The sequence below is a fragment of the Pseudomonas sp. Cab53 genome (assembly GCF_018325965.1).
In the GTDB taxonomy this organism is placed as follows: domain Bacteria; phylum Pseudomonadota; class Gammaproteobacteria; order Pseudomonadales; family Pseudomonadaceae; genus Aquipseudomonas; species Aquipseudomonas chlororaphis_E.
The window spans coordinates 5,747,635-5,760,652 of record NZ_AP021902.1 but is presented as its reverse complement, the minus strand read 5'-3'; the positions used below and the strand labels follow the sequence as shown (position 1 = coordinate 5,760,652).

Genomic DNA, 13,018 nt, shown 5'->3' with positions numbered 1-13,018 from the left:
TGCTTCACCAAACATCCAGGCCAGGGCCAAGCCCCGACCTGCAATGACTTGAATAGCCGCCGCCGCTCCGGCAGGCTGGCACGATTAACGACCCTCGACCGGGAGAGAGACACACATGGCACTTATCAGCATGCGTCAGATGCTGGACCACGCAGCCGAGTTCGGCTACGGCGTCCCAGCCTTTAACGTCAACAACCTTGAGCAGATGCGCGCCATCATGGAAGCCGCTGACAAGACTGACTCCCCGGTGATCGTCCAGGCTTCGGCCGGCGCGCGTAAATACGCCGGTGCACCGTTCCTGCGTCACCTGATCCTGGCCGCCATCGAAGAATTCCCGCACATCCCGGTGTGCATGCACCAGGACCATGGCACCAGCCCGGACGTCTGCCAGCGCTCCATCCAACTGGGCTTCAGCTCGGTGATGATGGACGGCTCCCTCGGCGAAGACGGCAAGACGCCGACCGACTACGAGTACAACGTGCGCGTCACCCAGCAAACCGTTGCCATGGCTCACGCCTGCGGTGTTTCGGTGGAAGGCGAGCTGGGTTGCCTGGGTTCGCTGGAAACCGGCATGGCCGGTGAAGAAGACGGTATCGGCGCCGAAGGCGTGCTGGATCACAGCCAGATGCTGACCGATCCGGAAGAAGCCGCCGACTTCGTCAAGAAGACCCAGGTCGACGCCCTGGCGATCGCCATCGGCACCAGCCACGGCGCCTACAAGTTCACCAAGCCGCCTACCGGCGACGTGCTGGCCATCGACCGCATCAAGGAAATCCACAAGCGCATCCCCAACACCCACCTGGTGATGCACGGTTCGTCCTCGGTGCCTCAGGAGTGGCTGGCGATCATCAACCAGTACGGTGGCGACATCAAGGAAACCTACGGCGTGCCGGTTGAGGAAATCGTCGAAGGCATCAAGTACGGCGTGCGCAAGGTCAACATCGACACCGACCTGCGCCTGGCGTCCACCGGTGCCATGCGCCGCTTGATGGCGACCAATCCCAGCGAGTTCGATCCGCGCAAGTTCTTTGGCGCGACCGTGACTGCGATGCGTGACGTTTGCATTGCGCGCTATGAGGCGTTTGGTACGGCGGGTAATGCTTCGAAGATCAAGCCGATCTCCTTGGAAGCCATGTACCAGCGTTATCTGAAGGGCGAGTTGAACGCCAAGGTCAACTGAGTCTTTCTGCTTTCGAAAAAACCCGCATTTTTGCGGGTTTTTTTATGGGCGGTTTTTGTGTGCATATCCATTGCTGCGGTAACGGCTACTTAGGGTTCCGCTCTTACAGCGGGTTACTTTTGGAAAGGCGCCAAAAGTAACCAAAAGCGCCTTGCCCCACCACTCGGCACCTCGCCTAGGCTCGGTGTGCCCGAACGCAGGCGTGGTTAACGGGGCCCCCAGATCAAAAGCTCGCCGAAGCGGCCTTAAAGCCGATCTGGCTCTTGCGGTCGTACATTCATAAGGTCTGTAGGGCTAAGGCTGTGGGAGCAAAGCTTGCTCGCGAGGCGGCCTAATAGCCGGCCTGACTCTTTCGGCAATACCCGATCCAATTGTGGGAGCGGGCTTGCCCGCGAAGGCGTCGGTACATACAGAATCCATTCAACGCCCTCATTGCGTTCATGGCCAATGCACGCCTCGTGCCAGCAGTTGTTGAGGGCATTCTCTTGGATGACTTCTGGTGGTTTGGAGCAGCCTTATATTCGGAAACTGTCTGTGCAGCTGTCGATCCTGACAGTAGCGCCACTGCAAACCCTGGGTGACACTTTAAGCACGACCGTTAAAGCGACGCCGTGCACCATCAGAAGTCGGATCGTAAGTGCGAGTTTGAGCAGATCTGTCCGGGACGTCATCAAGAGGCTGCTAACTCAGGAGAGTATGACCATGAACCAGAGCGTACCTTTGCACCCAGGCAGTCCTTATGAAGCTTTTGCTGACCGAGGTGCACTGGTTTTTCCGCCCCCCTCCGGTGTTGAGACCGAACGTTTTCCCGGTTCGGTCGTCCAGCTGCCGGATGGAAAAATATTCGCAGCATTCATGGCGCCGGGCCTGCAACTGGAGCTGTGGCGCTTTACAGCGGATGGCAAGCCCGATCAAAGCTATGGCAATGGTGGCGGCCTGCAAATGCCTGATTCGGGGTTCTTCAGTGTGACAGATGTTGCGATTCTGGCGGAGGGTAAAGTTCTGGTCTACGGATTGGGGCGAGAGCAGACAACCGTGCGCCTGATGTGCGTCACTTCGGAAGGTGTGCTTGAGCCTGATTTTGGCGACGGTGGCTTCGCTTGGGCACCGGTACCTATCGGTATGCTCACGACCGCCAGGATTGCCCTTCTGCCTGATGGTCGGGTGATCGGCGCTGGTCATGGTCCATACTCGAGTGGAGCATCCTGGCTCATGCGCTTCACGGTTGATGGCGAAATCGATCATTCATTCGGTGAATTGGGCGTCGTGCTTCTGGCGCCTGTAGGGCTGCGCGGGCCTCTAGTTGTCTTGCACAGTGGGCACATTCTTGCTACGGGCGTCATCAATGGGGAAAGCGCATTGGTCGCCAAGTACCGACTCGATGGATGCCTGGAACCGGCATTCGGAAGTGGAGGATACGTGACTTTCGTACCCGTTGACGGGCGCCCGGCGATGCTGCAGGCCCTTGCGTTGCAGTCCGACGGAAAACTGGTAGCGGTTGGAGGAATCGGCATTGAAGGAGCACATACCACTGATGCAGTCGTCTTGCGCCTCAACAGTGACGGGAGCTTCGATAACACGTTCAACGGCGGGCAACCGCTTGTGGCAATAGAGCTGGGCATCGACAGTGGGGATGCAAAGGCTGTCGCCATCCAAACCGATGGCAAGATCGTGGTGGGCGGACAAACCGCGGGGCTAGAGCAGGGAGTGCTTTTTCGTTTGGAACGTAGCGGTGCCCTTGACCATAGCTTTGGCTTTCCAAGCTTTGATGGAAGCCCTGAATACATGGGCTGGACGCACACGGTCGACGCTGGTTTTTTTGAGCAAGTCAGTCGCTTGGCGTTCACCTCAGACGGCAATCTCCTGGTGCTGGGAACCACTCGGTTATACGTAGAATTGCCGTTCGAGCGCCAGTACATCTCTAAATATTTGCTTTAAGACAGGGGAGGGCTGTGTAGAGCACAGAATCCCAGGCCAATGAAGAACTCCGTGTGGGAGCGAGCGTGCTCGCGAAGGTAACGGCACATCCAGAAGCCGTTTGGCTGAGCCACCGCCATCGCAAGCAGGCTCCCACAGATTTTTTCCATAGGAGCGCTATTGCGCTTCAAGCCCACGCTGTTCAATCACCCCAAAAACATCCGCTACATCCTGCACCATGATCCGGGCGACATTAGTAATGGTATTGACGTCATTGGCTCCCGAATCGCGCAAAGTCATGCAGGCCATGAGCGTCAAATAATCGAGGGTAGCGTGCAAGCGCTCACTGGCGCAGGCGTGGAGTTCGGCCAACGGTGCTGTGCTGTCGATGAACAGGACAGGGGTGGAAGTGGCAATTGAGGTTAGAGCAGTGAAGCGGCTGGACGTCTGATTAGCTGTCATAAGGTTGATCCCTGCAATTAAGAAGAAATGCCACCTTTTTGCTGCGAAACAAATGGGTGGCAGCTACGCGCGGGTTCGCAGACCGAGAGGAATCAAACCCGGCAGACCCGAAAGTCTCCCGCGCGCAACCGCCATTAAATGAACGCGGGCAAGTTTGCCTGAATTTCATTCGACGGTGCATTCCTGCTGCTGGGCTGCGAAACCCGATCACTGACCAAAGCCAGCGACGGCCCTAACTATAGAGTGGATTTCCAACGCAACAACCGACCTGTAGGACCATCACCACCCCCGTGGCGAGGGAGCTTGCTCCCGCTCGGTAGCGCGGCCGCCGCAAAGCCTGGGCATGCGCCGGGTCTGACGAAAAGCGAGGGCCGCTTCGCAGCCCAACAGGAGCAAGTTCCCTCGCCACGAAGCGTAAATGCCTACGAGATTTTAGGAACAGAACGTGTCAGGTGTTGTGATCGATATCCAGCTTGCTGAACGTCACTTTCCCACCTTCGCTGGTATAGCCGGTGTTGTCCTGCACATACACGCCTGCCTTGAAATACAGCGGCCTGACTCGCCAGGTTGCGCTGATGGTGGTGTACCAGCTGCGGCCCGCCGCGGTGATGCCCAGGTCGCCGGTGCGGTCAAGGTGAATGCGGTAGGAGAAGGCGCGGCCAAGCTTTATACCAGTGGCGACGGTGATGACCCGGGCATCTTTGTCGTCGGGGCGCATCCGGACCTTGGCGACGATGTCACCGCTGTCGGTAGCCTCTTTGTACTGGTATTCCAGTTTCACCATGGGCTTGTTGCTGTCCTTGGTATGGATCTGACCGATGACCACTTTGCCGCTGCTGGGCACCTGGTTCACGGTCAGGGTGGCATTCAAGAAGTTATCGGCGTCGGGGTATAGCCAATTACGCAAGGTGCCGTCTTTATAGGTTTCCCTCAGCTCGCTGCGCGGGTAGATGGCGTTTTCGGTCTTGGCGCCGGTGACCGGCGCCCAGAAGTAGACGGTACTGCCGTCGGAGTTGAAGTATTTGTTCTTGAACCCGTCCACCAGGCGTGGGGTTTCGATGGTTTTCGGCGGGCTGCCTTCAGGGATGCTCAAGTTCCACGTTGCAAGATCGACCATGCTCGGATCCTTTCTGTACAAAAGAAATGATTTACGCCATAGCCGGAGGCTCTGTGACGCGCTTTTGAAGACACCGGTGGGCGTGCGCGACGGTAATTCTTCCTGTACGCGTTCGGCGGAGGGTTGGCGTCAACGGACCGTCAGAGTGGCATTTGCCGCTTTTGTGCCCGAACGGAATGACCGTTGGTCGATTAATCGCAAAATGGTTGGAACGATGGCCAAGTGGTATCTGTCGCTTTCCACTTTTTGGCAGCTCTTGCTTGGAGAGGGGGCGTATCGACAGGCGTCCGCCCAAGCAGCGTTCCCTGCTGCTTCGGCGCCTGGAGGGGATCAGATCTTGTGATCGACAGCCAGCAGGCTGAAGGTCACTTTTCCGCCTTCGGTGGTGTAGCCGGTGTTGTCTTGCACGTAGACCCCCGCCTTGAAATACAGCGGCTTGTCTTTCCAGGTCGGGTCGATGGTGGTTCTCCAGTTGTAGCCCGCTGCGGTGATACCCAGCGCACCCTTCTGGTTGAGATGAATCTGGTAGGAGAACCGGCTGTCGAGCTTGACGCCGGTCGCAATGATGATGACCTGCCCTTCCTCGTCGTCAGGACGCATGCGGACCTTGGCGACGATGTTGCCGGTGGAGGTCTTCGTCTTGTACTGGTATTCGAGCTTCACCATGGGGCTGGTGCTGTCCTTGGTGTGGATCTGACCAATCACGATCTTGCCGGTACTGGGTACCTGGTTGACCATCAGGGTCGCCTTCAGCGAGTTATCCGCTGCCGAATACAGCCAGTTACGCAGGGTGCCGTCGCTGTAGGTTTCGCGCAGCTCGCTGCGCGGGTAGATCGCGTTGGCGGTCTTGGTGCCGGTCACCGGGGCCCAGAAGAATAGTGTGCCGGTTTCGGCGTTGAAGTATTCGTCCTTGAAACCTTGTGCCAATCGAGGGGTTTCGATGGTGATGGCCGGGCTGCCTTCAGGAATGCTCAAGTTCCAGGTGTTGAGATCGATCATGTTCGGATCCTGCGTAACGGTTCAATGTTGCACGCCGCATCAGGGAGGCTCTAGCCCAGGCCTTTGAGGCGTATCTATAAAAGTCAGGCAGGATGTTTTCGAGCGCTGCCCGGCGGATGGTTGACGTCAAATGTCCGTCGAAATCCGTCTTTGCAGGTTCTATGCCTGAGGAGGGTGACCGTTAGTCGGCTATTTCGGGCTTTGTCTGGATGATGGCGTGATGACACCTACTGCTTTTCAAAATCCCGGTCTAGAGTGAGATCTCAGTATTTGTCCGCTTTACTTTGTGAAAAACGGACGTGGCGCCTGATAAGAGAAGCAGCATGGAATGCGCGCAACCTACGCTTGGCGAAGACAACTCTGTCCTTTTGATTGTTGATGACTACCCCGAAAACCTGCTCAGCATGCGAGCGTTACTGCAGCGTCAGGATTGGCAGGTGATGACGGCGGCCTCGGGTGTCGAGGCCCTCAACCTGCTGCTCGAACACGACATCGATCTGGTGCTGCTGGATGTGCAGATGCCCGACATGGACGGTTTCGAGGTGGCGCGCCTGATGCGCGGTAGCCAACGCACGCGGCTCACGCCGATCATCTTCCTGACCGCCAACGAACAATCCCAGGACGCGGTGATCAAGGGTTATGCCAGTGGCGCCGTGGATTACCTGTTCAAGCCCTTCGACCCGCAGATTCTCAAGCCCAAGGTCCAGGCGTTGCTGGAGCATCAGCGCAATCGCCGAGCCTTGCAGCGCCTGAGCCAGGACCTGGAAGCGGCCCGGGCCTTCAACGCTTCGGTGCTGGATAACGCCGCCGAAGGGATCCTGGTGGTGGATGAGAGCGGCTGCATCCGCTTCGCCAATCCGTCCACCTGCCGACTGCTCAACGCGACGGCTGAGCAGTTGCAAGGGCTGCCGATGCTGGATTTCCTGCAAAAACCCCACATTCCCGATTGGGCCGATTCCGATATCTTCGCGGCCTATTGCCGTGGGCAGACCTTGCGCCTGCATGATGCCGTATTGCGCACGGCGCCGGGCCAGCAGGTGTCGGTGGCGTTGTCCTGTGCACCGCTGCCGGCAGAGCAGAAGGCCATGGTGGTGACACTGCAGGACATGTCGGTGGTGCGTCACCTGCACCAGCAACTCGAATACCAGGCGGTCACGGACCCGCTGACCGGCTTGCTCAACCGGCGAGGGTTCTACCAGACCGCGGAAAACCTGCTGATGCGCAGCGAGCGACTGGAAAGCAACTGGGTGCTGCTGTACCTGGACCTCGACGGCTTCAAGCGGGTCAATGACCTGCTCGGCCATGACGCCGGCGATCGGGTGCTGCGCTGGGTCTCGGAACAGTTGAAGGCGTGCCTGCGGCCCTTCGACATCCTTGCCCGCCTGGGGGGCGACGAGTTCACCGCGCTGCTGGACCTGGAGTTTCCGGAGCAGGCGGCCAAGATCGCCGAGAAGCTCATCGAGCGCGTCGCGATCTGCCAGCAGATCGAGGGCATGGACGTGGCGCTCGGGGCCAGCATCGGCATCGCGACGTACCCCGACTGCGGCGCCAACCTCGATGGCCTGCTGCGTGCCTCCGACATTGCCATGTACGAGGCCAAGCGCGCCGGTCGCCAGCAATACCGTTTTTACGATCACGAAATGAACGGTCGAGCCCGTTCACGGTTGATGCTCGAAGAAAGCGTGCGCTCGGCCATCGAGAACCGTGAGTTCAACCTGGTCTATCAACCCCAGGTCAGCATCGGCGACGGGCGCATCCGTGGCTTCGAGGCGTTACTGCGCTGGCAGCATCCGAGCGTCGGCGACGTGCCGCCCGGGCTGTTCCTGCCGTTGCTGGAGGAGGCGCGGTTGATCAGTCGACTGGGCAGTTGGATCTACCATCGCAGCGGCGCCCAGCGCAAAGTCTGGGAGCGCAGGTTCCCGGACGACCTGGTGCTGGGGGTGAGCCTGAGCAGCACCCAGTTCGGCATGCCCAACCTGGTGACCGAGCTGCGCCAGGTGCTGGAGCGCCATGCCTTGAAGCCCCGGCAACTGGAGGTCGAGGTGACGGAAGATGCGCTGGTGCGCAACCCCGACGAAACCCAGAAGCAACTGCGGCTGCTGCGTCACCTCGGGGTGCGGGTGGCGCTGGATGATTTCGGTTCGGGGCCGTGCTCGCTGGTGCACCTGCGCGACCTGGAGCTCGACACCCTCAAGCTCGACCGGCATCTGATCGCCCGCCTGCCCGGTTCGCCGCGGGATGCGGCACTGGCCGCGTCGGTGATCGAGTTGTGCCTGCAGCTGGGCTTGCGGGTGATTGCCGAAGGGGTGGAGACCGCCGAGCAGTACCAGTGGCTCAAGGCCCATGGCTGCGAGTTCGTGCAGGGCTTTCTGGTGGCGCGGCCATTGGTGGCCGACGACACCGATGCCTTTGCCGAGCCGTTCGACTGGAGCGCGATCAGGCACTGAATTCGCTACACTGGCGACCTCTCTCACACTGTTGCCGCCCGATGACCGCGCTCAAGTACCTCCAGGCCTATCCGCCCGCCCTGCAAGCTCAGGTGCAGCAACTGATCGCCCAGGATCGCCTGGGCGACTACCTGCAACAGCGCTATCCCGAACGGCATGCGATCCAGAGCGACAAGGCCCTGTATGGCTACGCGCTGGAGCTCAAGCAGCAGTACCTGCGTAATGCGCCGGCCATCGACAAGGTGCTGTTCGACAATCGCCTGGACCTGACCCACCGCGCCCTCGGCCTGCACACTACCGTTTCGCGGGTGCAGGGCGGCAAGCTCAAGGCCAAGAAGGAAATCCGCATCGCGGCGCTGTTCAAGGAGGCGGCGCCGGAGTTCCTGCGCATGATCGTCGTGCACGAGCTGGCGCACTTCAAGGAGTCGGATCACAACAAGGCGTTCTACCAGCTCTGCGAGCACATGCTGCCGGGCTATCACCAATTGGAATTCGACCTGCGGGTGTACCTGACCTGGCGGGACCTGCAACCTCACAAGGAATGATCGGATGGATGTCAGCAAGACCAAGACCAGCTTCTACCGGCGCATGTACGTGGCTTACCTGATCGACAGCGGCGTGGCCAGCAGCATTCCCGCGCTGACCGAGGTCACCGGGATGCCCCGGCGCACGGCCCAGGACACCGTGGCGGCGCTGGCGGACCTGGACATCGTCTGCGAGTTCGAGCAAGCGCAGGGCGCCCGCCATCATGCCGGCTCTTATCGGATTCGCGATTGGGGAGCGATCGACCGGCGGTGGATCGAGGAGAATCTGCAGCAGATCAAGACGGTGCTGCAATACCCCTGAAGAGGGTGGGTATCAGGGCTGACGCCTGCGTGGGCAAGCCCGCTCCCACAAGGGCGCATGCATTCCAATGTGGGAGCGGGCTTGCCCGCGAAGACGGCCTCAAGGCCTGTGCATGCCAATGTGTGGAATCCCATCCTCCAGGTATTCCACCCCCACCGCCTCGAACCCATACCGCCCGTAGTACCCCTGCAAATGCGCCTGGGCCGATAACGAGATCGACGTGCCGGGCCAATGCTTCTCGGCCTGCTTGAGGCCCTGCTCCATCAGCGTATGGCCCAGGCCCTTGCCCCGTGCCTGCGGCGCGATGATCACGCGGCCGATCACCACGTCGCTGTTCTGCGAGTGCGGGTCGAGCAGGCGAAGGTAGGCCACCAGGTGGTTGTCCTGCCAGGCCATCAGGTGGCAGGTGTCGCCTTCCAGGTCGAAGCCGTCGACGTCGGGATAGGCGCAGTTCTGCTCGACGACGAACACCTCGGCGCGCAATTTGAGGATGGCGTACAGCTGTTCCTTGCTCAGGTCACTGTGATGTTTGCAGACCCAGTCGATGTCCATTTTTTGAATTTCCTGAAAAACCTGCTGCCGATATTAAGCGGGCTGCCCCGGGAAGTCTCTTTCCTTGGGCGACTGGAAAAAACTGTGATAGAGGCCAAAATGCCATCATTGGCCTGTCGCGCTGTTGTCTTCTTTGTGTAATCTTCGACCCAGCCCTGCGCAGCGGTTTCAATGAGCTAATGTTAGGACCGGATATCTTAGGGATCGCCTTTGAGTTTCGGCTAAAAACAAACCGGGATTTGAACCCGTCAAGGATGTTGGCATGCCGCGATTGCATCGAGCTCTTGCTTTGGTCGGGTTGCTGTTGCTGAGCCATAACGCCTACGCACAAAAGTTGCGCCTGGTCGCCGATGGTTGGCCTCCTTTTACCGACGCCACGCTGGTCAACGGCGGCCTGGCGACCGATATCGTCAGCACGGCCCTGGCGCGGGCGGGGTATGCCACCGACTTCGAGCAGGTGCCCTGGGCCCGGGCCATGCTGGGCATCGGCGAGGGCCGCTACGATGTGTTGATCAACGCCTGGTACAGCGAGGAGCGCACCCGCATCGGCCAATTCTCGGCCGAGTACCTGCTCAACAGCGTGCGTTTCATCAAACGCAAGGACATCCCCATCGAATACGACGACTTGCAGCAACTGCACGTATATCCGATTGCCGTGGTGCGCGGTTATGCCTACTCCAAGGCATTCGATGAAGACCCGCAGATGCAGAAGGTTCCGGTCCACAGTTTCGCCATGGCAGTGCGCATGTTGGCCGCCGACCGGGTCAAACTGACCTTGGAAGATGAGTTCGTCGCCCGTTACTACCTGTCTCGCGAATCCGCCAAGGTGCGCAACGCCGTGGAGTTTTTGCCCAAGCCGTTGAGCGAGAACAGCCTGCACATCCTGGTCAGCCTGAAGAACCCGGAGCACGAGCAGATCGTGGCGGGGTTCGATCGTGAGATTGCGGCGATGAAGGCCGATGGGAGCTATGAGCGAATATTGAAGCAGCACGGGATGTGAGCAGTTTGCGTGCCTGCGCCGGCCTCATCGCGAGCAAGCTCGCTGCCACAGGGGAACGCATTCCAACGTGGGAGCGAGCTTGCTCGCGAAGGCGACCGTCTGGACACCACCGGGTCAGGCCTCACCCGTCTCCTTGATCAAATGCGCCGCCAACGTGCGCAATGGCCCCAACTGACGGCAGATCAACGCCAATTGCGTTTGCACCAGCCGCTGGCCTTCGTCGATCTCGTCGGGCATCTGCTCCAGGGCATTGGCCAGGGCTTCTTCTTCGTCACTTTGCACCGCAATCGGCTGTTTGCTCGCCAGGCCCTGGGCGATTTCATCGATGCTGGTCGCCAGCTTCACTCCCGCCCCGTCGATCAGGTCTTCGCGCACCTGCGCCGGCAGCTCGGTGCCCCGGTGGGCGCCCAGGCCCGAGAGGTAGCTGAGCAGGGTGTGGGACAGCACCAGGAAGCGGAAGCCCACATCGGCTTCCTTACGGAAATGCCCCGGCTCCATCAGCATGTTGGCCAGCGTGGTGGACAGTGCCGCGTCGGCGTTGTGGGCGTTGCGTCGGGCCAGGCGATAAGCCAGGTCATCACTTTTGCCGGCGGCGTACTGCTGCATGATCTGGCGCAGGTAGATGCTGTTGCAGGTCAGCGTATTGGCCAGCACCTTGTTTAGCCTCCGGCCTTGCCAGTCCGGCAGGAACAGGAACACCGCCAGCCCGGCGATCAGGCTGCCGAGCAAGGTGTCGAACAGGCGCGGCAGCAGCAGGCCATAGCCATCGCCCACCTGGTTGAAGCAGAACAGCACCATGATGGTGATCGCTGCCGTCGCCAGGGTGTAGCGGGTCGTGCGGTTGGTGAAGAACACCACCCCGGCGGCAATGGCGAAGCACGACTGCACCAGTGGGTTGGGGAACAGGTCGAACAATGCCCAGGCCACGGTCAGGCCGATGGCGGTGCCGATGATCCGCTGGCCGAGCTTGCGCCGGGTGGCGCCGTAGTTCGGCTGGCAGACGAACAACGTGGTGAGGATGATCCAGTAACCCTGGGACGGGTGGATCATGTGCACCACGGCGTAACCGACGCTCAAGGCCAGGGGCAGGCGCAGGGCATGGCGGAACAGCAGCGAGGTCGGCGTGAACTGGGTGCGCAAGCGTAGCCAGACGTCCTTGAGGTTGCGCGGCGAGCGGTCCAGCAGGCTGCTGTCGGTGGCATCGGCCAGGGCGTCGGGGTTGCTGGCGTCGCTGAGCAGGCGGTCCATGGTGGCCAGGTTCACCGACAATGCCCGCAGCGACCGCAGCAGACCGCGCCAGGCCGGATTGCTCTGGATCCGCAGGTGCTCCAGGGAGGCGTGCAGGTCGTTGAGGGCTTCGGCGAAGGTGTCGTCGTAGACGAACGGCTGGCGTAACTGGATCGATTCGGCCAGGGCCTGGCAAGCCTTGCCTTGCTGGCGCAGGAGGCGCTGGCAGCGGAACAGCACGTCGCTGTGGAAGAACGCCTCGGCCAGGGCGTTGTACGGGTAGTGAGACGAGCTGGCGCGCTCGTGGATGTCCTGGGCCAGGAAGTACAGCTTCAGGTAGCGGCTGACTTTCGACCCCGGCCGGCCGTTGCCAACGCGGTGCAGGATGATCTCCTTGGCGCTGTTGAGGGCGGCGACCACCCGACCGTTCTGCTGGGCCAGTTCCAGGCGTCGCGCTTCGATGTCCAGTTGGCGGATCGGTTCGAGCAGCGACGACTTGAGCTTCAGGTAGCGCCCCAGCTCGCGAAACAGCCGCGCCAGGCTCTGCTGCACCGGCTGGTTGGAAAACAGCGCGTGCCACAGCACCGAGAGCAGGCCGTACCACGCCGCGCCGGCGACCAATAGCGAGGGCTCGTGCCAGAAGTCGGTGACCGCGCCACCGCGTTGGTCCACGCCGATCACCGTATAGACCGACAGGATCAAGGTGGCCGAGGCAATCGCGCCGTAGCGTTCGCCCAGGGCACCGAGCATGGTCAGGCCGAAGCTCGCCAGGGCCAGGGCAATGATGAACAGGACGGGATAGGGGAACAGCAACTCCACCGACAGCGCCGCGACGCTGAAGCACACCAGGGTGACGACCAGCGCGTTGAGGCGCCCTTGCCAACTGTCGTCGGTCTCGGCCAGTGCACTGGCGATGATGCCCAGGAACAATGGGATCAGCAGGGCCATTTCATCGAGGTACCAGCATAGCCCCATGCTGCCGGTCAGGGCGATGAACACCCGCACGCTATAACTGAACTTATCCAACGCCCAAAGGCGACGCAGAGATTGGCTAAACGAGGTCGATGACATGAAGTGCACGGGCCTGACGGGCAATGACGCTAAATTGAGGCAGTAATGACGCCGACGCAATGGGGGCGATCACATCTGGCAGCAAAAAGTGTTCCGTCACGTGTGAATGCGCTTCCCAAAGCACCACTGGCCTCCTGTGGGAGCGGGCTTGCTCGCGAATGCGGTGTGTCAGTCAGCATCTGAATTGGCTGACACACCGC

General features: G+C 60.5%; 11 protein-coding genes. 6 read left to right on the top strand and 5 right to left on the bottom strand.

Annotated features, from left to right (window positions below; genetic code table 11):
• The first annotated feature begins 115 nt into the window (after positions 1-115).
• Together fba and KI241_RS25325 are read left to right on the top strand one after the other, a co-directional pair.
• Positions 116-1,180, top strand: a complete 1,065-nt coding sequence (gene fba / locus KI241_RS25330) for a class II fructose-bisphosphate aldolase (protein WP_003177554.1) — start codon at positions 116-118, stop codon at positions 1,178-1,180.
• Between the two features lie 702 nt (positions 1,181-1,882).
• The gene (locus KI241_RS25325; RefSeq protein ID WP_160310719.1) at positions 1,883-3,118 is read left to right on the top strand and encodes a hypothetical protein; all 1,236 of its coding nucleotides are present in this window, start codon (positions 1,883-1,885) and stop codon (positions 3,116-3,118) included.
• A 156-nt stretch (positions 3,119-3,274) separates the two neighbouring features.
• Here the strand turns inward: KI241_RS25325 and KI241_RS25320 are convergent, their stop codons facing one another.
• The 3 genes from KI241_RS25320 to KI241_RS25310 form a co-directional block, all read right to left on the bottom strand.
• On the bottom strand, positions 3,275-3,559 hold the full coding sequence (locus KI241_RS25320; protein ID WP_047735887.1) for a hypothetical protein: 285 nt from the start codon (positions 3,557-3,559) through the stop codon (positions 3,275-3,277).
• 448 nt (positions 3,560-4,007) lie between these two features.
• Positions 4,008-4,676 (bottom strand): polysaccharide lyase family 7 protein, encoded by a 669-nt coding sequence (locus tag KI241_RS25315; RefSeq protein WP_042729633.1) that lies wholly within the window; start codon positions 4,674-4,676, stop codon positions 4,008-4,010.
• A gap of 330 nt (positions 4,677-5,006) precedes the next feature.
• Positions 5,007-5,675 (bottom strand): polysaccharide lyase family 7 protein, encoded by a 669-nt coding sequence (locus KI241_RS25310; protein WP_042729634.1) that lies wholly within the window; start codon positions 5,673-5,675, stop codon positions 5,007-5,009.
• Positions 5,676-5,998: 323 nt separating this feature from the next.
• On the opposite strand from KI241_RS25310, the gene KI241_RS25305 reads away from it, so the two are divergent.
• The 3 genes from KI241_RS25305 to KI241_RS25295 are packed head-to-tail and all read left to right on the top strand — an operon-like array spanning position 5,999 to position 8,968.
• Positions 5,999-8,122, top strand: coding sequence for an EAL domain-containing protein (locus KI241_RS25305; RefSeq protein WP_042729635.1), 2,124 nt, complete (start codon positions 5,999-6,001; stop codon positions 8,120-8,122).
• Between the two features lie 41 nt (positions 8,123-8,163).
• Entirely contained in the window at positions 8,164-8,667 is a 504-nt protein-coding gene (locus tag KI241_RS25300; RefSeq protein WP_042729636.1) for a M48 family metallopeptidase, read from the top strand.
• A gap of 4 nt (positions 8,668-8,671) precedes the next feature.
• Complete coding sequence (locus KI241_RS25295) at positions 8,672-8,968, top strand: winged helix-turn-helix domain-containing protein (protein ID WP_042729637.1); 297 nt, start codon at positions 8,672-8,674, stop codon at positions 8,966-8,968.
• Between the two features lie 99 nt (positions 8,969-9,067).
• Here KI241_RS25295 and KI241_RS25290 read toward each other — a convergent pair whose 3' ends face one another.
• Positions 9,068-9,520, bottom strand: a complete 453-nt coding sequence (locus KI241_RS25290; RefSeq protein ID WP_042729638.1) for a GNAT family N-acetyltransferase — start codon at positions 9,518-9,520, stop codon at positions 9,068-9,070.
• 262 nt (positions 9,521-9,782) lie between these two features.
• Here KI241_RS25290 and KI241_RS25285 point away from each other — a divergent pair, with 262 nt between their 5' ends.
• On the top strand, positions 9,783-10,520 hold the full coding sequence (locus KI241_RS25285) for a transporter substrate-binding domain-containing protein (RefSeq protein WP_042729639.1): 738 nt from the start codon (positions 9,783-9,785) through the stop codon (positions 10,518-10,520).
• A gap of 114 nt (positions 10,521-10,634) precedes the next feature.
• Here the strand turns inward: KI241_RS25285 and yccS are convergent, their stop codons facing one another.
• Positions 10,635-12,818 carry a YccS family putative transporter gene (gene yccS / locus KI241_RS25280; protein ID WP_042729640.1) on the bottom strand — a complete coding sequence of 728 codons (2,184 nt, stop codon included), beginning with the start codon at positions 12,816-12,818 and terminating at the stop codon, positions 10,635-10,637.
• Positions 12,819-13,018: the final 200 nt, after the last annotated feature.

What these genes read in the sequence shown, in the direction of transcription:
- fba (WP_003177554.1), top strand. Translation starts at nt 116, where the DNA reads ATGGCACTTATCAGCATGCGTCAGATGCTGGACCACGCAGCCGAGTTC.
- KI241_RS25325 (WP_160310719.1), top strand. Translation starts at nt 1,883, where the DNA reads ATGAACCAGAGCGTACCTTTGCACCCAGGCAGTCCTTATGAAGCTTTT.
- KI241_RS25320 (WP_047735887.1), bottom strand. Translation starts at nt 3,559, where the DNA reads ATGACAGCTAATCAGACGTCCAGCCGCTTCACTGCTCTAACCTCAATT.
- KI241_RS25315 (WP_042729633.1), bottom strand. Translation starts at nt 4,676, where the DNA reads ATGGTCGATCTTGCAACGTGGAACTTGAGCATCCCTGAAGGCAGCCCG.
- KI241_RS25310 (WP_042729634.1), bottom strand. Translation starts at nt 5,675, where the DNA reads ATGATCGATCTCAACACCTGGAACTTGAGCATTCCTGAAGGCAGCCCG.
- KI241_RS25305 (WP_042729635.1), top strand. Translation starts at nt 5,999, where the DNA reads ATGGAATGCGCGCAACCTACGCTTGGCGAAGACAACTCTGTCCTTTTG.
- KI241_RS25300 (WP_042729636.1), top strand. Translation starts at nt 8,164, where the DNA reads ATGACCGCGCTCAAGTACCTCCAGGCCTATCCGCCCGCCCTGCAAGCT.
- KI241_RS25295 (WP_042729637.1), top strand. Translation starts at nt 8,672, where the DNA reads ATGGATGTCAGCAAGACCAAGACCAGCTTCTACCGGCGCATGTACGTG.
- KI241_RS25290 (WP_042729638.1), bottom strand. Translation starts at nt 9,520, where the DNA reads ATGGACATCGACTGGGTCTGCAAACATCACAGTGACCTGAGCAAGGAA.
- KI241_RS25285 (WP_042729639.1), top strand. Translation starts at nt 9,783, where the DNA reads ATGCCGCGATTGCATCGAGCTCTTGCTTTGGTCGGGTTGCTGTTGCTG.
- yccS (WP_042729640.1), bottom strand. Translation starts at nt 12,818, where the DNA reads ATGTCATCGACCTCGTTTAGCCAATCTCTGCGTCGCCTTTGGGCGTTG.